Origin of the sequence: Arthrobacter alpinus (genome assembly GCF_001294625.1) — a bacterium.
Classification (GTDB): domain Bacteria; phylum Actinomycetota; class Actinomycetes; order Actinomycetales; family Micrococcaceae; genus Specibacter; species Specibacter alpinus_A.
In genome coordinates, this window is the sequence record NZ_CP012677.1 from 1,343,277 (window position 1) to 1,362,791 (window position 19,515).

Here is a 19,515-nt window from a genome sequence, read left to right on the forward strand (position 1 = left end):
TCCCTATAAGGGACAACATGTCCAGATCACGGACGGGCTGGTTGTCCATCCTGGAGTTCGTCATTGACCACCAGGACCGGGCAGTGGGCATGCGCGACGCATGCCGCAGAGACTGAGCCAATCAGCAAGCCCGGAAAACCCCGGCCTCCCCGGCGGCCCAGCACCAGCAACGTGGCGCTCCGGCTTTCCTCGACGAGTACTTGGGCCGTGTGCCCGTACCTGATGGAGGTGCGAAGGCCCTGGGGCCGGTCCGCGCCAAAGGCCCGCTCGATGGCCTCCTCAACCACCCTTGTCGCCGAATCCTCAAGCGCCCCCTGCTCAGGGAATCCGCCAATTGGTATCTGGGCCGCAAAGTACAGTTCGGACCTGCTCCAGCAGTTTATGGCGTCAAGGGGCAGCCCCAATGCGTTGGCGTATGCCGCCGCCGTCTTCAACGCCCGGGTGGAATAGTCCGAGCCGTCCACGCCAACAACGACGCGCTCGGATCCTTTTGTTGGTGTCTCCATTGCTATTTGCCCTGTCCTTGCTGGAACGTCATTTATGATCTCCGCCTGTCCTGATCCGGTCCTCGTCGCCGAGCCTGTTTAGGGAAGCAGTTTCACGGCGGTGTCCCAATTGAAGTTCTCATGGTGGGGGCTGACCTGCAGCCCCATGAACATCAGCATCATGGCCTCCAGTTCCCTAGCCCTGCGCAGGGGGCCGACGTCGATCGGGCGAAGGCCCGAGGCAGCGACAACGGCGCTGACCTTCATCTTGGCTTCCTGCGAGTCGCCGGCAATGAAAACATCCAACGGCTGGCCGGCAACCTGGCCTGCTTCAAGTGTGGCCGCAAAGCAGGTGTTGAATGCCTTGACCACAAGGGCGTCCTTGGAGGCGTGGAGGGCCACCTGCTCGGCACCAGAGGAACCCGCCGGAGTGCGCATCCCGTCAAAGGTTCCCAAATCGATCGGGTTGCACATGTCCACCACGACCCTGCCCGCCAATGTTTCGCCGTAGAGAGTGACGACCTTGGTGGCTTCCTCGTAGGGGACGGCCAGGAAGACAATGCCGCCCTCAACCACGGCCTCTTCCCCGCCGCCGGAGGCTCCGGCGCCAAGATCTTCAACCAACCCACGAGTCTTTTCCCCATCCCGCCCAAGAATCTGGACTGAATGGCGGGCACGGATCATGCGCACACCGATGGCCCTGGCCATGTGTCCGTTACCGAAAATGGTTATTTGAGACATGATTTTTATCCTTTCCTAGGGGCCGGAAAATGAGCTTTTCCACCCTCTGCGGCTGCGCGTATGGTACGTTCAGCCGACTCGTGAGATGACTACTTTCAGTGCCTTGGTTGTTGCCGCATTTGAGAACGTCTCGTACGCTTCTTGCATCTGCTCAAAGGTGAAGAAGTGTGTGGCAAACCGTTCGGCTGCTATCTTGTGGGAGGCCACCAGCTTCAGCAGCATCGGCGTCGTGTTGGCATTGACCAGACCCATGCTGATGGTGATGTTGCGAATCCATAGCTCTTCCAAATGCAGCTCAACCGCCTTGCCATGGACGCCGACATTGGCCACGTGGCCGCCCGGACGGACAATGTCCACAGCCATGGAGAATGTCGCTGGAAGGCCGACTGCTTCGATGGCGACGTCCACACCCGCCCCATCGGTAAGTGCCAAGACTTGTTTCTTCCAGTCCACAGTGCCCGAGGTGACCGTGTCTGTGGCGCCGAACGACCGGGCCTGCTCCAACCGGCCGCTGTCCAGATCAATGGCAACGACGGTGGCGGCCCCACACAACCCGGCGGTCATCATCGCGGCAAGGCCCACGGGGCCGGCGCCGACGACGGCCACCACGTCCCCTGGTTTCACCTGGCCGGCCAGCACGCCGATTTCGAATCCCGTGGGCAGGATGTCCGAGAGCATGACCGCCTGGACGTCGGTGACGCCGTCGGGCAGTTTGTGCAGTGAATTATCCGCATACGGCACCCGAACGTATTCCGCCTGTGTACCGTCAATCAGGTGGCCGAACACCCAACCGATCCCGGACGCGCCCTCCGCGCCGAGGCAGTGTGAGTACAAGCCGCTGCGGCAGTTGACACAGTGCCCGCAGGACTTGATGCACGAGACGATGACGCGGTCGCCGACCGCGAAGTCCCTGACGCCTGTCCCGATTTCGGAAATCGTGCCGACGCCTTCGTGACCCAAAATGCGGCCAATTTGGACGGCGGGCACATCTCCCTTGAGGATGTGCAGGTCTGTTCCACAAATGGTGGTGGTGTCGACGCGCACGATCACATCCTGTGGATTGGCCAACTGTGGCATCGGCACGTCCATCCACTGCTTCTTTCCGGGGCCTTGATAGACCAATGCCTTCATGCTGTGTGTCCTCTCGATGGGCGCCGATGGACGGCTGTCTGCCGCGGCCAGATACCTTGGTGCATAGCTCGAGGCTACTGTTGGCGGCGCGCCGTGGTTAGGGCCAAAAGGCCCGCATGGGGACTGTTTTTGGATCTACGCATTGGTGCTGTCGCCGTTCGCAGACGCTCAAGGGTAGTGTGGTGCAAGGATGGCGGATCTGGGGACCAAACCCCATTTCTGCCGTGACCAGTCCCTTGGGGAGTGCACGATGTCAGAAGATATTTCACGATCATCACTGCCTGTTTCGCATTCCTCGGGTGAACCGGGCGTCGAGGACGGGCGCAGCGAGTCCGCTCTGCCGGAGCTCGAATCTAATCGTGCGCAGGAACGTATGCGGGGCTTGCTCTCCGCGGTGGTCTCCCTGGCCGAGGAGCCCAATCTTGACGCTGTCCTTCGCCGTATTGTGGAGTCGGCTTGCCAGCTCTTGGACGCACAGTACGGTGCCCTGGGTGTCATCGGGGACGGCCTGGAACTGAGCCGTTTCATCACGGTGGGCGTAGATGCCCCCATGACCAAACTCATCGGCCCGCTTCCCACCGGTCACGGTGTACTCGGGCTGCTCATCCGTGACCCGAAACCCATCAGGCTCCCGGACCTGCACCTGCACCCGGATTCCTTTGGGTTCCCTCCCCACCACCCGCCCATGACAACCTTTCTTGGTGTGCCTATCTTGGCGAGGGGCGCCGTGTTTGGCAACCTTTATCTGACCGAAAAGCGTGGGGGCAAGGAGTTTACGCCCGACGACGAGTACCTGGCGGTCGCCCTGGCCGTCGCGGCGGGTTCTGCCATAGAAAACGCTAAGCTTTTCGACGAGGCACAGCGCCGGTCCGCGTGGCTGAAGGCTTGCGCCGATGTCACCGCCCAACTGATGGCCGACGACGGCAGCGAACCCCAGCGGAGCACTGAGCTGATCGCCGACCGCGCCTTGGCAGTCTCCGATTCCTTGATTGCGCTGGTGGTGGTCTCGTCCCCGACGGACCGCGGTAGCAACGTCTCCGCAGCGGCAGGTCAGGGGGCCGGCCATTTCATGAACCGTTCCATGAAGTTGGACGCTGTCGCAGCGCAGCGAATGCGGGACACCGGGGCGCCGGCCGCCTTCACCACCGCGTCCGAGCTGCTGGGGTCCGACGGGGAAGGGCTCGGGCCGGTGTTGATGACCCCCCTGGGCACCAGTGGGCAATACCGCCGGGTTTTGATAGTGGCCAGAGGGATCGGAGCGCAAAGCTATACGCAGGCCACGGCCAAGATGGCGGAGTTTTATGGTTCGCAGGCGGCGCTGGGCCTGCAACTTGTCAGAAGCCACAGGCTACGCGAACAAATGGTGGTCTTCCGGGACAGGGACCGCATTGCCAAGGACCTGCACGACCTGGTGATCCAACGGTTGTTTGCCGCGGGTCTGAACCTGCAAAGCCTATCCCGTTACTTCGACAGTCCTGAAGCGGCCCAACGGTTGCTTGGCATCACCTCGGAGCTTGATTCAACCATCCGGGAATTGCGCAATACCATCTATTCTTTGGGCGAAGTCGCTGAGGAATTGGAGTTGCTCAGCAGCCAGATCCTGCAAACAGTCCTGAACAGCGCAAAATCCTCAGCCTTGACACCGCGCCTTCACCTCACTGGCCCTATCGATTCCTCTATCCCAATGGCACTCGGCAGGCAGCTTTTGACTGTCCTGTCGGAAGCGCTCAGCAATGCGGTTCGGCATTCCCAGGCCCGGGACATTGAAGTGTCTGTGAAAGCTGACGACCATCAGGTCCAGATCAAAGTCACCGACAACGGTGTTGGCTTCAGGAATCCTGCACGCCGCAGTGGACTCTCCAACATGGAGGAGCGAGCCCTAAGTCTCGGCGGGACCTGCTCGGTCAGAAGCGACGTCGGGGAAGGAACCTGTGTTTTGTGGATGGTGCCCCTCTCCAGAGGAAAGATGCAGGGCATCCTTAGCTGACCGCCGGTCGTGGAGGGCCGGGAATCGGGGTGGCTGCTGAATCCTGTTTTCGGTCCATAGTGGCCGGGGCCGGCAGCGCCCAAGGTCTCTGGCCACCCTGCCGCGTCTGCGAGCTGGTCAATGCCGGCAACGCCTATACTTCACACCATGGCTGAAGGACGTTCCGTGCTGGTAGTGGAGGATGATGCGGCGTTGGCCGTGATGCTCCAGGAGTTGCTTGAGGGCGAGGGGTACACCGTGGCGAGCGTCCATGACGGACAGCGCGCCCTACACGAAGGCCTGAGCAGGAAATTTGATGTGATCGTGTTGGATCGGGGCCTGCCCGCCATCGACGGTTTGGACGTGTTGGAACGTTTGCGCAGGAAGGGGGTCACTACCCCCGCCCTCATCCTTTCGGCCCTGAGCAATCCGGCTGACCGTGTGGAGGGGCTTGACCGGGGTGCCGAGGACTACTTGGGCAAGCCGTTCGATATCGAGGAATTGCTGGCACGGCTGAGGTCGCTGTTGCGGCGCCACTCGGAGAGCACGGCCGTGCTGGAGATCCCGGGCGGGGTGTTTGAGCCTGGCACCCGGACCGTGACCCTTGCCGGCGGCGGCCAGGTGATCCTCTCCGAACGGGAATCGGAGTTCCTGGAGCACCTGGCCCGGCATCCGCACCAGGTTTTTACCCGTGCGGTCCTGCTGGAGTCGGTTTTTGCCGACGCCGACGACGGCGGCGTCGTTGACACCTACGTGCACTACCTGCGTAAAAAGTTGGGACGGTCCGCCGTCCTGACCGTGCGCGGCTTGGGCTATGTCCTGGGGCCGGTGGGATGAGCACCCGCGACGCCGCAGAACTCCGGCGGGCGGTGGTCCGGCTGTCGTTACAGTTCACTATCTTGATCGTGGTGCTGCTGGCGCTCATGGGCGCCCTGCTCTACGCGATCGTGGCGGCCAGCACCACTGAATCCACCAACAAGAACCTGATGAACGCCACCCAGGTGGATTCGCCCCACGACGCCCCACTGGGGGTCTTTGTCGCCATGTTCTCCGACGGCCAAGTGATGACTTCACCTGTCATTCCGCCCGGGCTGCCTGACACAGCCGCAATTAAACGTGTTGCCACCACACAGGCCGATGAACAGGGGAGTTTTTCCGCCGGGGGGCGAAGCTACGAAGTCCTAACTACCTTTCATGGGGGAGAGGTGGTCCAGGCTGCCGTGGACACCCACGAGGGCCGCGAGTCGCTGGGCAGGCTCCTCTGGGCCATGGTTGTCTCCATTGCCACGGCAGCATTGCTTGCTGCCGCGTTGTCGGTGTGGATGGCCGGGCGGGCCATGCGGCCCCTCTCGGACAGCCTTGCCCTACAGCGGCGGTTTGTGGCGGATGCCAGCCACGAGCTTCGCACGCCCCTGACCTTATTGAGCACCCGCTCCCAGCTGCTGCGCCGGAGGCTGGAGGCACCCGGCACGGGCCTGTCCAAGGAGACGGTATCGGCCGAAGTTGGCCGGATCGTTGAAGACTCCCGGCTGCTGACGGGGATCCTGGATGACCTGCTTATTTCCGCGGACCCCCGTGCCTCCGTGGACCACACCATGGTGGACCTGGCCGGTGTGGCCCGCCACGCCGTCGCCCTGGCCGCACCCCAAGCGGCGGAGCAGTCCCTCCGGATTCAGCAAAGCGGCCAACCCGGTCCTGTCATGGTGCAAGGATCCCCGGTGGCGCTCCTGAGGGTCTTTACCGCCCTAATTTCCAATGCTCTGGACCACGCCCGGAACCAGGTGGGTGTTGCGGTCAGTGTCCGTGGTGGTGACGTCTGCATAGAGGTCTCCGACGACGGCCCCGGGTTTGCACCCGGCACCCAGGCAGGGCTCTTTGAACGCTTTTCCTCGTCGCGTCCGGCGACCGGTAGCAGTGGGACACCGCGCCACTACGGGCTTGGCCTGGCCCTTGTGGCCGAGATCGTGGCCCTCCATGACGGCAAGATCATGGTGGAAACTGCCTCTGGCGGGGGCGCCGCCATCAAGATCCTGATTCCCTTGGCGAAGCCGTGACAAACATGGATTCATCCTCTTCTGCTAGCCGGGTCTAAGAAACCACAAAGAATTCATGGGGATGATGAAGGTAGAGGACACTTCATCAGTCACCAAAACGGAGAAGACCATGACGACGCGAATCCGCGGCAAGCAGTTGGCGCTCAAGATCACCACGGCCGTCACGGTGGGAAGTTTCGCGGTTGTCGGGATCGGCGCCATTGCCATTGACCAAGCCACGCCGCGCCACACGGCCACCACCAATTCCGTCGCTGACGACGACGGCGGCACATCACAAAACCAGGCCCCAAGCCAGGGAAACGGCTCCTACAGCGGCTACTCCGGCGGAAACGCTGTCCAGTCCGGCGGCGGCGGGGTCACTAGCGGTAGATCCTCGGGGTCCTGAAGTGAAGACCGTGTCATGGAAAGTGTGGGGGTTGGAAGCGTCCATTACGGTCACCGAAGCCGCACTGGCAGCCGCCGCTGAAGCCATTGTGCGTGCGGAAGTTGCCTGCGTTGATACGGCTGCCAGCCGCTTCCGCCCGGATTCTGAACTCATGCGCCTGCAGCCGTCCCTTGCCACCGGAGCAAGCGTGAGTCCGCTGCTGGCCCTGCTGGTCGGGGCTGCCCTCGAAGCAGCCGCGTGGACCGACGGCGACGTGGACCCGACCCTGGGCAAGGACCTGGACGCCCTGGGCTACGACAGGGACATCGCCCAGGTGCGGCTCGGCCCCGATGGTGGCGTGAGCCATGACTGCCGGCCGACACGGCAGACACCGGGCTGGGAACGGGTGCGCCTGGAGGGGCAAATGCTCAGAGTACCGGCGGACCTTCGACTCGACTTGGGGGCGACCGCTAAGGCCGTTGCCGCAGACCGTGCCGCAGCCCGGGTTGCCGCCGATTTGGACTGCGGCGTGCTGGTTTCCCTCGGCGGGGACATTGCCACGGCCGGAGCTGCGCCTGACGCCGGCTGGCAGGTGCTTGTCCAAGACCTTCCCGGTGATCCCGGCCAGCAGGTTACCTTGCGTGCAGGGAACGCCATGGCCACCTCGAGCACCCAGAAACGCCGTTGGCAGCATGCCGGCGACACGGTCCACCATATTCTTGACCCCAGGTTTGGGCTTCCTGCCGAACCGGTATGGCGCTCTGTCACCGTGGCGGCGTCTTCCTGCCTGCAGGCCAATGCTTTCAGCACTGCAGGAATTGTCGGTGGCTTCGACGCCGTGGAAAGGTTCGTGCACACCGGCATCGCCGCACGCTTCGTTGACCGGCAGGGCGGGGTTGTTGCCACCGGTCGCTGGCCCACGGACCACTCCCGGGGAAACCAGCCGGGCACAGCCACGACGGGAGCGGGTTCGCATGGATAACGCACTGTGGGCCTTCGGGCGCGTCAGCGGGTTCGTCGCCTTGGCCCTGTTCACTGTGGCCGTGGTGCTGGGCATCTTGACCCGTTCCGGCAGGCGACTTTTTGCCATTCCAAGGTTCTCCGTAGTGCTGATCCACCGCAACATCTCCGTGTTAGCCACCGTGTTCCTGGTCCTCCATGTGAGTTCCCTCATGCTCGACTCGTTTGCCAAAATGAATGTCATCGACGTCCTTGTACCGTTCCTGGGAGCCTTCAAACCCTTCTGGCAGGGCCTTGGCACAGTGGCCTTTGACCTGGTGCTTGCCGTGGTGGTCACCGGCTTGCTGCGGCACCGCATAGGGCAGAAGACCTTCCGCGCCGTGCATTGGCTCACCTACGCGATGTGGCCGATCGCCCTTGCCCATGCCATCGGCAACGGCACCAACGGCACCGCCGGATGGTTCGTGCTGCTCGCCGTTGGGTCGGTTGCCGTGGTGGGTACCGCCGTGGTCTGGCGTCTGTCAGCAGCATTCCTGGAAACATCCAAAGCCAGGCAAGGAGGCCTGTTATGACACCCCTTAGTGCGGAACCTCAAACCGTGGACGATTCCTGGGAAACCGAAGGAAGCTTCCAACTCTTTGCTGCCGGATCAAACGCGGGGCGCCAGGCCCATGAGCGGGCTTTTGGGCCGTTGCCCCTTGAACGCGTCGACGCCGGTTTCATTTCGGTCCTGGAGGCGTCCGGTCTGACCGGGCGCGGCGGTGCGGCGTTCTCCTCCTGGCGGAAGGTGGCGGCAACGGGGCAGGGCCGTGGCGGGGCACTATTGTCAGCCAAGCCGGTAGTCGTTGCCAACGGGGCCGAAGGCGAACCCCTCAGCTTCAAGGACAAAGCCCTGCTGACCCATGCTCCTCATTTGGTCATCGACGGCCTGCTGATCGCCGGGCAGGCGGTGTCCGCCTCGCAGCTTTTCCTTTACACAACCCCGGTAACCCTCACAATGGTGGAGGCCGCCGTCGCCGGGCGCAAGGATGCCCGCAAGATCAAGGTGGTTCAGGCGTCGGAGACCTTCATCTCCGGCGAGGCCAGTGCCGTGGTCAACAACATTGCCAATGGCATAGCGCTCCCCTTGGACAACCGACGTCGCCTGAGTGATACGGGGATCAAGGGCCGGCCCACCCTGGTGCTGAACGTGGAAACCCTGGCCCACATGGCCCTCATTGCCCGCCACGGCCCAGGGTGGTTCCGGACTGCGGGATCAGACCGGGACCCCGGAACACGGCTGGTTTCCGTCTCAGGGTATTGCACCGAACAGGTGCTTGAGGTGGAGGGCGATGCGAGTCTGGCCGACATCCTGGCCAGCGCCGGCGTCGATCTTCCGGGCGTGGGCGCCGTCTTGGTCGGCGGTTACCACGGGCGATGGGTGCGGCCGCTGGACTACCGGCTGTCCCCGGCGGGGTCGGATAGTAATGTGGTCCGTCCCGGTGCCGGTGTCCTCCATGTTCTCGCGGCAACGGAGTGCGGACTGGAGGCCACCGCTCGGATTCTGGGCTACTTGGCCTCGGAGTCTGCGCAGCAATGCGGCCCGTGCATGTTTGGTCTGCCAGCCATGTCCCGGGTGCTGAACGCGATCGCCTACGGTGACCACGACCCGAGATTGGTGGGGGAACTTGAACGGCTGGGCAAGCTCGTCGGCGGCCGGGGCGCCTGCCACCATCCCGATGGTACCGCCAGGCTCGTGGGCAGTGCCCTGGACACATTCTCCGACGACGTCAGGGCCCACCTTACAGGGACGTGCACACGAAAGACCGTGAGGTCAGCATGAGTGAAATACTCCACATCGACTGGACCAGGTGCGACGGACGCGGTATTTGCACCGAACTACTGCCCTCAGTTTTAGGCCGCGATGACTGGGGCTATCCTTTGGCTAGGCAGGCCCGCCATGGTGACCGCACGAACGTGGCGATCGTTCCCAGGGATACTGAGGCAGCACGCGATGCGGTCAATCTGTGTCCGAAGCTGGCGCTGAGCCTGAGCGTGCAGCAGGCCAACACGCGGCGCTAGATAACTCCGGTGGCCCCGAGCAGACGGCCGATGCCGTAGGTTGCCGCCAGGGCCAGCGCGCCACCAACCACTAGGCGCGTCGCCGAGGTGGTCTTGGAACTGCCTCCGATGGCGGCACTGAGGGTACCGGTCAGGGCCAGGGCCAGCAAGACAGCGGCAAACGTCACCGGGATCCGCCACTCTGCCGGTGGTAGCAGGATGGCGATCAGGGGCAGGATGGCGCCGATGGTAAATGCAGCGGCCGAGGCGTAGGCGGCCTGCCATGGATCGGCGTGGTCGTGCTCGGTGATGTTCAGTTCGGCGGAAAGATGCGCCCCCAAGGCGTCATGGGCGGTCAGCTCAAGAGCCACCTGCTTGGCCGTCTCATCGCTGAGGCCCTTGGCCCGGTAGAGGCCGGTAAGCTCAAGCAATTCCGCGTCGGGGTCATCGGCCAACTCCTGGCGTTCCTTCTCAACCAGCGCCCGCTGGCTGTCACGCTGGCTGCTGACCGAAACATACTCACCCAAGGCCATGGAGACGGCGCCACCCACCAGAGCCGCAATTCCGGCCACCAGGATAGGGGTGGGTGCGTTGGTCACTCCTGCAACACCAACGACGGTTGCGGCCACTGACACGATGCCGTCGTTGGCGCCCAAGACCCCGGCCCGGAGCCAGTTCAGGCGCCCTGCGATGTTGGCCGTGTGTGGTTCATTGCTGTGGCTCCCAGATACGCTGCTCATAGGCCCAATCTAGCAGGAGGTTCCCGGTCTGGAAGGCGGGCAGCTCCTGCTCACCGTTGGCGATAGTAGTCTTTCCAGATCAGCCGGTGGACGGGGATTTTGCGGGGCAAGGCACGTAGCCCCGGAATAAAGGGCAGTAACGTGAGCAACAGCGAGAGCACCAGCATCGTGGACACCACCAGGATGTCCGCATTTGCTGAGGACTTGAATGGTTCAATCTGGTAAAGCAGCGAGAACAGCCACAGCCAGGACTGGCCCGGCGTATTGCCGGTCTCGTTCATGACGCCCCACTGGTCCCCGGTCAGATGGGCTGTGGAGGCCAGATTTGGAAAGTACGTGCCGTCACCGAGGAAGAGGACGGTGGGCGTGTAATCCAGGTTGTAGGGCTCCCCGGCGTTTTGCAAGACGCCGTCCAGGTTCCCGCTGGCCGCCATGGACAGCAGCGCCTGCGTCAGGGCGGGGACGGGCCCGTAGTTGCCGGACATCACCTGGGCCGGGTCGCCGGTTGGCACGGCGGCGAGTGCCTCCGTGTACGCTGCCGTCCACTTTGCCTGCTGCTCGGCGGAGGCGGCGGACCACTGCGCCAGGGCCGGCGGCGGAGTTGGCAGGGTCTTGAGCGGGTTGAGGACAAAGTCGCTGGCCGTGTCAATGGGAAGCCGGATTCCTGACAGGCTCTGCAGATCTATGAACCAGAGCTTCTGGGTGGCATCCGGCGTCGCGTTGTACGGCGGCCCATATCCGGCGGTGTCACTGGTCCCACCCAGCTCGGCCGTGGCCGTTGCGACAAAGTCCGACGGCGCCGCCGTCGCCCATGATTTCAGGGTTACGCCGGGATCGTCCGGCGACCTGAAGATCGCCGAAAGGCTGAGAACCAGCAAGCCTACGACGACGAGCCCGATGGTGAGTTCCTTGAACAGGTCGTAGTCGCGGACACGCCCGCGCCACGGCCGGCTGGCAACGTCATCGCCTTTGCGCCAGGACATCGCAGAGAGTTTCTTGCTCATGGCAGTTTCCCCTCCTTGTCAGAGGCAGATGGGGCAGACGTTTGCAACTGGGCGTCGGTGTCGGCCGCGTCCAGCGGGGGAACCACTCCGTGGGCGCGAACCAACAAAACATGCAGTGCGACGACGGCGCCTACAGCCAGGGGCAGCAACATGATGTGCCACATGAAGATCTGCCCCAGATTGGCAACGTTGAACCATGCACCGACACCGACGGCGTTCAAGGCGTCCTTGGCCTGGAAGGCGATCCACTGGGAGTCAAAGTTGGTCTGCAGCAGGTACCCGGTGAAGGCCGTCACAACGGAAACCAGGAATGCGAGCATGCCGGTGATCCAGGTCAGCACCCGTCCGCCGCGCCACGCCGCCATCCAAAACTTGATCCACAGGTGGACCACTGTGAACATAAAGAACAGTTCCACGCTCCACAGGTGCACGCTGTTGGTGAAGTGGCCCAGGGAGGAGATGTGGTACCACTGCGGCCCGTTCAGGCTCAGCACTACGCCGGAGGCGATGATAAAGACCAACCCGGCCACCGCCCCCATTCCAAAGACATAGGCCCACGATGCAACATAGCTGGGTTGGTCCTCGGGCAGCAGCTTCTCCGGGGGCAGATGCTTCAGGAACCAGCGGCGGGACCTGCCGGTCCAGGTGTGCACACCGGATTCGGGCTGGGGAGGGTCGGGCTCAGGCATGCCGTGCCGGTTCATTTCCGGCTCTTTCCGCCAGGAAACGGCAGCAACAGGGAAAGGCCGAAGAGGATGAGCATCACCACGATCACCACTAAGTTGCCGGACTGGATGGTCACATCCCCCCAGCCAAAGTACGTTCCAGGCGTGATGGGGGCCGCTGCACCCGCCATGAACTCATACATGACTTTCTCCTGTCTGCGGTGCATGGACAACCAGGACGGGGCAGTGTGCGTGGGCGGTGCAGGCGGAACTGACCGAACCCATCAGCAGCCCCCTGAACCCACCCTTGCCCCGCCGGCCCAGAACGAGAAGGGCCGCGTCCTTGCTGGCTTCGATCAGAATTGCCCGGGGACTTCCTTGTTCCAGCCGGGTGCTGAGGTTCACGGGCCAGTCCAGGCCAAACGCGTTCTCCACGGAAGCGTCGAGAATCTTTTCTGCCGCCCCCTTGAAGTCGAATGAGCCGGGTCCGTAAGGGACCGAGGAGGCGCTGGGGTAGTTCCAGCACATCAGCGCCTGGAGGGGCGCGTTCAAGCTGGCAGCAACCCTTTCCGCCTCCCGCAGGGCTGCGATGGATGATTCTGAGCCATCCACGCCCACGATGACCGGGGATGCGACATGTTTGCTGTTCATCAGATGGTCCTTTGGTTCTCCGGGGGCGTCCAGACCCAGTCGCGTATCTCTGGCAGATCTTCCAAATGCTCGCGGATGTACACTTCGTGTTTTGCCAGCATCTCCTGGCAGTGTTCGGCCAATTCCTGGGCGCCGTCAAAGTGGCCGGTAACCCGGTGTAGGGCCTCCATGGCGAGGTGGTAGCGGCTCATCTTGTTGAGCACCACCATGTCGAACGGGGTGGTAGTGGTGCCTTGCTCGTTGTAGCCGCGGACATGGAACCGACCCGGGTCACTGCGGCCGTGCACGAGCTGGTGGACGGCGCGCGCGTATCCGTGCCAGGCCATGACGACATCAGCATGGGGGGTGAACAGTTTTTCAAAGTCGACGTCGGACAGGCCGTGGGGGTGGACGTCCGGGGGCGGCAGCACCAGCGCGTCCATCACGTTGACCACGCGCACGGTCAGCCCGGGGACATGGCTCTGGAGCAGCCAGGCCGCTGCGAGTGTTTCCTCCGTGGGCACGTCACCGGCGCAAGCCATGACGATGTCCGGTCCGGTAGTCGGTTCAGGGTTTTCGTTGCCTGCCCAATGCCAGATCGAGGCGCCTGCCGCGGCATGCCGTCGTGCCGCCTCAAGGGAGAGATACTGGGGGTGCGCCTGCTTGTCCACAACCACCAGGTTCACGTAGTCCTTGCTCTGCAGGACATGTTCGGCTGTGGCCAGAAGTGTATTGGAGTCCGGTGGCAGGTAGACGCGGATCACCGATCCGGATAGGGACAGCACGGTGTCGATCAGGCCCGGCCCCTGATGGCTGAATCCGTTGTGGTCATTGCGCCAGCATGTTGAGGTGAGCAAGATGTTCAGGCTTGGCACGGGGTTTCGCCACGGCAATTCACGGGCATGCTGCAACCATTTGGCGTGTTGGACGGTCATGGAGGCACTGACCATGGCAAACGCCTCATAGGTGGCAAAAAGGCCGTGCCGTCCGGTCAGCACATACCCCTCCAGCCAGCCCTGACAGAGGTGCTCGGAGAGGACTTCCATGACTCTCCCGTCAGGGGATAAGTGGTCATCGCCGGCAAACACCGGTTCCATCAGGCACCTGTCGGTGACCTCAAAGACGGCCCCCAAGCGGTTGCTGTTGGTCTCGTCCGGGCTGAAGAGCCGGAACCGCGGGTCGTCGGCAGTGTCTGCGTAGATGTCCCGGAGCATCTCGCCCAGCGGTCGGGTGGTCTCGTGCGTGCTTGACCCGGGAACGCCGACGTCAAGGGCATAGTTTTCCAGCGGCCGCAGTGACAGTGGTTCCACGGCGGCTCCGCCCTGCGCCCACGGGCTGGCCCCCATGCGCAGGGGCCCGGCAGGAGCCAAGGCGGCCAGCTCGGGCAGCAGCCGCCCGTCGTTGTCAAAGAGCGTTTCGGGGTTGTATGACCGCAGCCACGCCTCCAGCTGGGCCAGGTGGGCCGGGTTTTCCCGCACCCCGGACAGGGGCACCTGATGGGCGCGGAAGGTGCCTTCCACAGGGATACCGTCCACAAAGTCCGGCCCTGTCCAGCCCTTGGGGGTGCGCACGATGATGGCAGGCCATCGCTCCGCCCCGGAAGCACCGTTGCTCCGGGCCCGCTCCTGGATCTGTCGGATCCGGGCATACGCGTGTTCAAGCGCCACAGCCAGTTGGGGATGGACCACCATCGGATCGGTGCCGGCGACAACTACAGGATCCCAGCCATTCGAAGCCAGGTGCGCCATGACTTGCTGGTCGGACTGGCGACCGAGCACCGTGGGGCCGGAAATCTTGTAGCCATTGAGGTGCAAGATGGGCAACACGGCCCCGTCCCGGGCGGGATTCAGGAACGCAGGGGCCTTCCAGGCGCCCTCCAGGGGACCGGTTTCCGCCTCGCCGTCACCTATGACGCAGGCCACCACGAGTTCCGGGTTGTCCATGGCGGCGCCGGTGGCGTGGGCCAGGGAATATCCAAGCTCTCCACCCTCATGGATGGACCCCGGTGTGGCCGGGCCCACGTGGCTGGGGATGCCTCCGGGGGTGGAGAACTGCCGGATCAGCTTGCGCAGGCCCGCCAGATCCTGGCTGACAGCCGGGTAGATTTCGGAGTAGCTGCCCTCCAGATACACGTTGGCAACCACCGCCGGGCCGCCGTGTCCGGGACCGGCAATATAAAGAACCTTGGCTCCTGTCTTACGGATCAGCTGGTTCAGGTGCACGTACACCAAGGACAGTCCGGGGCTGGTGCCCCAGTGCCCGAGCAGCCGCGGCTTGATGTGGGCGGCCGTCAAGGGCTGGCGCAGCAGCGCATTCTCCTGAAGGTAGATCTGCGCCACCGTCAGGTAGTTGGCGGCATTCCAATACCGGTTGAGAAGCTCAAGCTCATCTGGTCCCAGTGTTGGATCCGCTCGTCCGGCACCCTGAGAATGCGGCTGGTTGCTGTGAAGCTGTTGATTCACCAAGATGTGCTCCGTGTCCTCGTGCAGGTTGCCGGGCCCAAGGCCAAGCTGGCGCGGCAACGCCCTTTGCCTCCCAGCTTTGCACCGTGCAGAAGGCGCCGCTAGGGACCTTGTACCCTGTCCGTGCACACTGCCCGGGGCAAGAATTGGAAACAGCTGGGCCAGTCTGGTCCACGTCCGGCCCACGGCTGGTGCGGGCCCGAAACCGCGCCGCGGGGGTGCGGGCCAACGACAGACGGTTGTAAGGACGGTAAATCCCATGGAAGATTCGACATCCCGTGATGTTTCGCGCATTGTGGTGGGCGTGGACGGGTCGCCGGAATCGGTTCAGGCGCTCAAGTGGGCGGCGGCACTGGCCCCGACCTTCGGCGCCGTCATCGTGGCGGTCACGGCCTGGCATTTTGAGGCGGTTGTCAGCTCCTATGCGGCTGCCGAATGGGACCCGGAAGCCGACGCCGTCGAAGGCATGACCGGCGCCGTCAGCGAGGCTTTTGGCGAGGAACCGCCGGAGGGACTTCGTACCCTGTGCCGTAGGGGAAACCCTGCCCAGGCCTTGATCGACGCCGGCCGCAACGCGCGCATGATCATTGTGGGGTCTAGGGGGCGTGGTGGATTCGCTGGCCTGCTGCTGGGCTCCGTCAGCCAGGCGTGTGTGCAACACGCAAGCTGCCCTGTGCTGGTGGTCCATCGTGGAAGTGTGGCCCCGGGCACCAGCGACGACGTCTGCGGCAAGGTTGCCAGTGAGCGTCCCGGAAGCGACTGAGCTGCACGGCGCCGCAGGGCTGCCGCTGTCCATGGTCAACGCTGCCCACCGCAGCGGAGGGGAGGTTCTTGAAGATCTGAACACTTCCGAGCAGGGCTTGAGCAGCGGAGAAGCCGCGCGACGCCTTGCGGTAGTGGGACCCAATGCGCTGCGCAGCCACAAGGCCAGTCCCTGGACGGTGCTGGGGCGACAACTGCGCAGCCCCATCTTGATTCTCTTGATCATCACCGCTGGCCTGTCCGTATTCCTGGGCGACGCCACGAACTCGGTCGTTATCGGCGTCATTCTGGTGGTCAGCGTGGGGCTGGGTTTCAGCAATGAATTTCGGGCCGAACGGGCGGCCGAGGCACTCCATTCACGCGTCAGGCACAGTGTGGTTGTCCTCCGGGACGGGCAGGCACACCAGATCGACGTCGTGGAGCTGGTACCAGGCGATGTGGTCAAGCTGTCCCTAGGAACCGTCGTCCCGGCGGACATCAGGCTGCTGGTCAGCGAGGAACTCCTGTGCGATGAGAGCATTCTCACGGGGGAGTCGCTGCCAGCGGACAAGGGCCCCGCCGCCATCACGGGGGATGCGTCGCTGGGGGACCTTGCGTGTTCTCTCTTCATGGGGACAGTCATCCAGTCGGGCAGTTGCACCGGCGTGGTGGTGGCCACGGGCGGCCGGGCCGAGTTTGGCAGGATCGCCCTGGGACTGGGCGAGCACCAGCCGCAGACGGAATTCCAGCTGGGTCTGAAACACTTTTCCTACCTGCTGCTCCAGGTGGCCGTGGTCCTGACAACCCTGATTTTCATCGCGAACCTGTTGCTGGGCCGGCCGCTGATCGATTCGCTGCTGTTTTCTCTCGCCATTGCTGTCGGCATCACACCGCAACTGCTGCCGGCCGTGGTGAGTACCTGTCTGGCCGCCGGGACCCGGGCCCTGGCCAAGCGAAAGGTCCTTGTCAAGCGCCTGATCTGCATCGAGGATCTCGGTGACATGGATGTGCTGGTCACGGACAAGACCGGGACGCTGACGGAGGGGCGCATCAGTTTCATGGCGGCCCTGCCCGCCCGTTCCGGTCTTTGTGCGGAGGGGCTCATTGCCCTGGGGCTGGTCGCCACGGAGGTCGACTACTCGCACGGTGCCGTCTCCACGGTGGGTCAGAACGCGCTGGATGCCGCGCTGTGGGATTCGCCGCAGGCACGGGACTTTGCGCCGGAGAGCCAGCGCCGGATGGGCATCATCCCCTTCGACCACCAGCGCCGGAGGACCAGCGTGCTGGTGGCCGATGCGAGCGGACACCAGCAGATTGTCACCAAGGGGTCCCCGGAGGATGTGCTGCGGCTGTGCCGCGATGTGCCGCCGGAAGCCATGGCGTTGCTGGATGAGCAGTACGACGCCGGGTCCCGGGTTATCGCCGTGGCCACCCGCGACGCCGGTGTCGTGGACAGGATTGTTCCCGCCGATGAGCAGGGGCTGGTACTGGCAGGATTCCTGGTTTTCCTTGACAAGCCCAAGGCCAATGCCGATAAGTCGCTGGTGGAGCTTGCCACCCTTGGCATTGCCGTCAAGGTGGCCACTGGGGACAATGCCAGGGTTGCTGAGAAGGTGTGCCGTGACCTTGGTCTTGTGTCGGGCGGCACGTTGACCGGCGTCCAGATGGACGCCATGACGGACCCGGAACTTGGGGAGGCCGCCAGGGAGACTAGCATCTTTGCCCGAGTGTCGCCGGAGCAAAAGGCGCGCCTGATCAAGCTGCTGCGCCAACAGGGGCGCGCCGTCGCGTTTCTGGGCGACGGCGTCAACGACGCACTGGCGTTGCACCAGGCCGACGTCGGCATCTCCGTGGAAACCGCTACCGACGTGGCCAAGGACGCCGCGGACATCGTCTTGATGGACAAGGATCTGGGTGTCCTGGCCGAAGGCGTGCGGGAGGGGCGGCGGATCTTTGCCAACACCATCAAGTACGTGCTGATGGGGACCTCCAGCAACTTCGGCAACATGTTCAGTGCCGCCGTGGCCTCCGTGGTGCTGAGCTTTTTGCCGATGCTGCCGGGGCAGATCCTGCTCAACAACCTCCTGTACGACACTGGCCAGCTGGCCATACCCGGGGACAAGGTGGACAAGGAGCAGCTGCTAGCGCCCTCGCACTGGGACATCGCGTTCATCCGCCGCTTCATGCTGTTGTTCGGCCCCATCAGCTCCATCTTCGACTTTGCCACTTTTGCCCTAATGATCTTCGCCTTCCATGCCGTGCCGGGCGAATTCCGGGCCGGCTGGTTCATCGAGTCCATCGCCACTCAAACCCTGATCATCTTTGCCATCAGGACCCGCCGCGTGCCGTTCTTCCGCAGCCGCCCGTCGGCCGGGCTACTCTGGGCGTCCCTGGGCGTGGTAACACTGGGGATCTACCTGCCGCTGTCCCCGCTGCGCGGCGTACTGGGTTTCGATCCGCTGCCGGTGCCGTTCTTCCTGGCCCTGCTGGCCATGACGGTGGTGTACTTGGTGCTGGTGGAGTTCGCCAAGCAGTGGTTCTTCTCCCGCCCCGTCCAACAGCAGCCAACGGTGCGCCGCCGCGGCCGCGTCCATCACATTCACCGTACGGCCGCCCGCTTCAGTGTTCCGCAGCGTCTGCGTTGAAACTGCTGTGGTCTGACCCGAATGGCGGTGGTCGGTGTTTTTTCAAAAGTGCCCAAAGTCAACGACAAGTAGGCTGCGGCACCCAGCGGAAGGAGCATCCAGAATTGCAGCAACCGCCAGCCAATCACGCCCAAGAGGGCAACGCCGGCCGGCGTGCCGAAGCCAAGCAGCGCCGGCACCATGACGCCCTCGACGAGCCCCAGGCCACCAGGGGTCAGCGGCAGGGTGGCCAGGATGTTGCCTGCACCGTAGACGGTCAGCAAGGGCCCCAACCCGAGGTTATGTCCAAATGCCGACAGCACCAGCCACAAGGCCGCCGCGTCGAGAATCCAGTTCGCGGCGGCAAATATCAGATCGAACGCCATCTTCCGCGGATTCCTTCCCAGGTACCGGATCTGGGCCGCCATCATGCGCAGAAACGCTCCCGTGACCTCTGCGCTGATCAAGGGAACTAACCGCATCACCGCGTGAACCTTTACCATCGTCGCTTCGGTGCGCCGGGTGAGAAACCAGATGCCGGTGCCCGTGACCAGCAGTGCCGCCAGTATGGCAATGGCGGCGGTACGGTAGTAGCCGTTGGACCATGCGGTGGTCAGGGTCATCAGCAACCCCACGGCACAGATGGCGCCCAGGACCAGGTTCGAGGATGTGACTTCAATAAATGCGGCGCTCAGGGCGTTGGGCGAACGCACCCCGGCACGATGCAGAAGGCGAAAGCGCGCCGCAGCGGCCGTGGCGCCGCCTCCGGGGACCACATGGTTGACGGCAAGTCCGGCCAGATCGATGCGCAAGATGGTGAAGTAGCTGGGACCTCCGGGCCCCCAGAATGGAGGCGGAGAGCACGGAATAGGCGGCCAAGGACAGCAATTCAAGGACCACGGCGGTAA

20 protein-coding genes are annotated in these 19,515 nt (G+C 63.7%); 10 read left to right on the forward strand and 10 right to left on the reverse strand.

Annotated elements, in window-relative coordinates; translation table 11 throughout:
* Positions 1-26: 26 nt before the first annotated feature.
* The 3 genes from AOC05_RS05945 to AOC05_RS05955 form a co-directional block, all read right to left on the reverse strand.
* On the reverse strand, positions 27-506 hold the full coding sequence (locus AOC05_RS05945) for a universal stress protein (RefSeq protein WP_062006443.1): 480 nt from the start codon (positions 504-506) through the stop codon (positions 27-29).
* Between the two features lie 78 nt (positions 507-584).
* Positions 585-1,226, reverse strand: coding sequence for an NADPH-dependent F420 reductase (locus tag AOC05_RS05950; RefSeq protein ID WP_062006444.1), 642 nt, complete (start codon positions 1,224-1,226; stop codon positions 585-587).
* Positions 1,227-1,295: 69 nt separating this feature from the next.
* A complete protein-coding gene (locus tag AOC05_RS05955) occupies positions 1,296-2,357 on the reverse strand; it encodes a zinc-dependent alcohol dehydrogenase family protein (RefSeq protein WP_062006445.1) in 1,062 nt (353 codons plus the stop codon).
* A 250-nt stretch (positions 2,358-2,607) separates the two neighbouring features.
* On the opposite strand from AOC05_RS05955, the gene AOC05_RS05960 reads away from it, so the two are divergent.
* The 8 genes from AOC05_RS05960 (at position 2,608) to AOC05_RS05995 (ending at position 9,762) form a co-directional block, all read left to right on the forward strand.
* Positions 2,608-4,344, forward strand: a complete 1,737-nt coding sequence (locus AOC05_RS05960) for a GAF domain-containing sensor histidine kinase (protein ID WP_082357793.1) — start codon at positions 2,608-2,610, stop codon at positions 4,342-4,344.
* A gap of 147 nt (positions 4,345-4,491) precedes the next feature.
* Positions 4,492-5,160 carry a response regulator transcription factor gene (locus tag AOC05_RS05965; protein ID WP_186759374.1) on the forward strand — a complete coding sequence of 223 codons (669 nt, stop codon included), beginning with the start codon at positions 4,492-4,494 and terminating at the stop codon, positions 5,158-5,160.
* The gene (locus AOC05_RS05970; RefSeq protein ID WP_062006447.1) at positions 5,157-6,377 is read left to right on the forward strand and encodes a sensor histidine kinase; all 1,221 of its coding nucleotides are present in this window, start codon (positions 5,157-5,159) and stop codon (positions 6,375-6,377) included. Before AOC05_RS05965 ends, AOC05_RS05970 begins: the two co-directional genes overlap by 4 nt.
* A 109-nt stretch (positions 6,378-6,486) precedes the next feature.
* The gene (locus AOC05_RS19335; protein ID WP_154605326.1) at positions 6,487-6,762 is read left to right on the forward strand and encodes a hypothetical protein; all 276 of its coding nucleotides are present in this window, start codon (positions 6,487-6,489) and stop codon (positions 6,760-6,762) included.
* A gap of 22 nt (positions 6,763-6,784) precedes the next feature.
* Complete coding sequence (locus AOC05_RS05980) at positions 6,785-7,723, forward strand: FAD:protein FMN transferase (RefSeq protein WP_231687221.1); 939 nt, start codon at positions 6,785-6,787, stop codon at positions 7,721-7,723.
* Positions 7,716-8,273 carry a ferric reductase-like transmembrane domain-containing protein gene (locus AOC05_RS05985; RefSeq protein WP_062006449.1) on the forward strand — a complete coding sequence of 186 codons (558 nt, stop codon included), beginning with the start codon at positions 7,716-7,718 and terminating at the stop codon, positions 8,271-8,273. Before AOC05_RS05980 ends, AOC05_RS05985 begins: the two co-directional genes overlap by 8 nt.
* Positions 8,270-9,523 (forward strand): NADH-ubiquinone oxidoreductase-F iron-sulfur binding region domain-containing protein, encoded by a 1,254-nt coding sequence (locus AOC05_RS05990; protein ID WP_062006450.1) that lies wholly within the window; start codon positions 8,270-8,272, stop codon positions 9,521-9,523. Before AOC05_RS05985 ends, AOC05_RS05990 begins: the two co-directional genes overlap by 4 nt.
* Entirely contained in the window at positions 9,520-9,762 is a 243-nt protein-coding gene (locus AOC05_RS05995) for a ferredoxin (protein WP_062006451.1), read from the forward strand. Before AOC05_RS05990 ends, AOC05_RS05995 begins: the two co-directional genes overlap by 4 nt.
* Here the strand turns inward: AOC05_RS05995 and AOC05_RS06000 are convergent.
* From AOC05_RS06000 to AOC05_RS06020, 6 genes are read right to left on the reverse strand one after another with little or no spacing between them, the layout of a single operon-like run.
* Positions 9,759-10,481 carry a VIT1/CCC1 transporter family protein gene (locus AOC05_RS06000; protein WP_062006452.1) on the reverse strand — a complete coding sequence of 241 codons (723 nt, stop codon included), beginning with the start codon at positions 10,479-10,481 and terminating at the stop codon, positions 9,759-9,761. The genes AOC05_RS05995 and AOC05_RS06000 overlap by 4 nt on opposite strands.
* A 50-nt stretch (positions 10,482-10,531) precedes the next feature.
* The gene (locus AOC05_RS06005; protein WP_231687186.1) at positions 10,532-11,485 is read right to left on the reverse strand and encodes a hypothetical protein; all 954 of its coding nucleotides are present in this window, start codon (positions 11,483-11,485) and stop codon (positions 10,532-10,534) included.
* Positions 11,482-12,189: a cytochrome b N-terminal domain-containing protein gene (locus AOC05_RS06010; protein WP_062006453.1), complete on the reverse strand. Its 708-nt coding sequence runs from the start codon at positions 12,187-12,189 to the stop codon at positions 11,482-11,484. The genes AOC05_RS06005 and AOC05_RS06010 overlap by 4 nt, the downstream gene beginning before the upstream one ends.
* A complete protein-coding gene (locus tag AOC05_RS19340; RefSeq protein ID WP_154605329.1) occupies positions 12,186-12,353 on the reverse strand; it encodes a hypothetical protein in 168 nt (55 codons plus the stop codon). The genes AOC05_RS06010 and AOC05_RS19340 overlap by 4 nt, the downstream gene beginning before the upstream one ends.
* Positions 12,346-12,801 carry a universal stress protein gene (locus AOC05_RS06015; protein ID WP_062006454.1) on the reverse strand — a complete coding sequence of 152 codons (456 nt, stop codon included), beginning with the start codon at positions 12,799-12,801 and terminating at the stop codon, positions 12,346-12,348. Before AOC05_RS06015 ends, AOC05_RS19340 begins: the two co-directional genes overlap by 8 nt.
* Positions 12,801-15,179 (reverse strand): phosphoketolase, encoded by a 2,379-nt coding sequence (locus AOC05_RS06020; protein WP_062009431.1) that lies wholly within the window; start codon positions 15,177-15,179, stop codon positions 12,801-12,803. The genes AOC05_RS06015 and AOC05_RS06020 overlap by 1 nt, the downstream gene beginning before the upstream one ends.
* Before the next feature lie 322 nt (positions 15,180-15,501).
* Between AOC05_RS06020 and AOC05_RS06025 the strand changes: the two genes are divergently transcribed.
* The gene (locus AOC05_RS06025; protein WP_082357795.1) at positions 15,502-16,005 is read left to right on the forward strand and encodes a universal stress protein; all 504 of its coding nucleotides are present in this window, start codon (positions 15,502-15,504) and stop codon (positions 16,003-16,005) included.
* Positions 15,983-18,628 carry a magnesium-translocating P-type ATPase gene (gene mgtA, locus AOC05_RS06030; protein ID WP_231687187.1) on the forward strand — a complete coding sequence of 882 codons (2,646 nt, stop codon included), beginning with the start codon at positions 15,983-15,985 and terminating at the stop codon, positions 18,626-18,628. Before AOC05_RS06025 ends, mgtA begins: the two co-directional genes overlap by 23 nt.
* On the opposite strand, the gene AOC05_RS06035 is transcribed toward mgtA, so the two are convergent.
* Positions 18,583-19,419 carry a lysylphosphatidylglycerol synthase transmembrane domain-containing protein gene (locus AOC05_RS06035; protein ID WP_062006455.1) on the reverse strand — a complete coding sequence of 279 codons (837 nt, stop codon included), beginning with the start codon at positions 19,417-19,419 and terminating at the stop codon, positions 18,583-18,585. The two genes, mgtA and AOC05_RS06035, sit on opposite strands and share 46 nt — an antisense overlap.
* Positions 19,420-19,515 lie beyond the last annotated feature (96 nt).

Excerpts from the sequence above, each read along its gene's own strand:
- AOC05_RS05945 (WP_062006443.1), bottom strand. The coding sequence starts at position 506 with ATGGAGACACCAACAAAAGGATCCGAGCGCGTCGTTGTTGGCGTGGAC.
- AOC05_RS05950 (WP_062006444.1), bottom strand. The coding sequence starts at position 1,226 with ATGTCTCAAATAACCATTTTCGGTAACGGACACATGGCCAGGGCCATC.
- AOC05_RS05955 (WP_062006445.1), bottom strand. The coding sequence starts at position 2,357 with ATGAAGGCATTGGTCTATCAAGGCCCCGGAAAGAAGCAGTGGATGGAC.
- AOC05_RS05960 (WP_082357793.1), top strand. The coding sequence starts at position 2,608 with ATGTCAGAAGATATTTCACGATCATCACTGCCTGTTTCGCATTCCTCG.
- AOC05_RS05965 (WP_186759374.1), top strand. The coding sequence starts at position 4,492 with ATGGCTGAAGGACGTTCCGTGCTGGTAGTGGAGGATGATGCGGCGTTG.
- AOC05_RS05970 (WP_062006447.1), top strand. The coding sequence starts at position 5,157 with ATGAGCACCCGCGACGCCGCAGAACTCCGGCGGGCGGTGGTCCGGCTG.
- AOC05_RS19335 (WP_154605326.1), top strand. The coding sequence starts at position 6,487 with ATGACGACGCGAATCCGCGGCAAGCAGTTGGCGCTCAAGATCACCACG.
- AOC05_RS05985 (WP_062006449.1), top strand. The coding sequence starts at position 7,716 with ATGGATAACGCACTGTGGGCCTTCGGGCGCGTCAGCGGGTTCGTCGCC.
- AOC05_RS05990 (WP_062006450.1), top strand. The coding sequence starts at position 8,270 with ATGACACCCCTTAGTGCGGAACCTCAAACCGTGGACGATTCCTGGGAA.
- AOC05_RS05995 (WP_062006451.1), top strand. The coding sequence starts at position 9,520 with ATGAGTGAAATACTCCACATCGACTGGACCAGGTGCGACGGACGCGGT.
- AOC05_RS06000 (WP_062006452.1), bottom strand. The coding sequence starts at position 10,481 with ATGAGCAGCGTATCTGGGAGCCACAGCAATGAACCACACACGGCCAAC.
- AOC05_RS06005 (WP_231687186.1), bottom strand. The coding sequence starts at position 11,485 with ATGAGCAAGAAACTCTCTGCGATGTCCTGGCGCAAAGGCGATGACGTT.
- AOC05_RS06010 (WP_062006453.1), bottom strand. The coding sequence starts at position 12,189 with ATGAACCGGCACGGCATGCCTGAGCCCGACCCTCCCCAGCCCGAATCC.
- AOC05_RS19340 (WP_154605329.1), bottom strand. The coding sequence starts at position 12,353 with ATGTATGAGTTCATGGCGGGTGCAGCGGCCCCCATCACGCCTGGAACG.
- AOC05_RS06015 (WP_062006454.1), bottom strand. The coding sequence starts at position 12,801 with ATGAACAGCAAACATGTCGCATCCCCGGTCATCGTGGGCGTGGATGGC.
- AOC05_RS06025 (WP_082357795.1), top strand. The coding sequence starts at position 15,502 with ATGGAAGATTCGACATCCCGTGATGTTTCGCGCATTGTGGTGGGCGTG.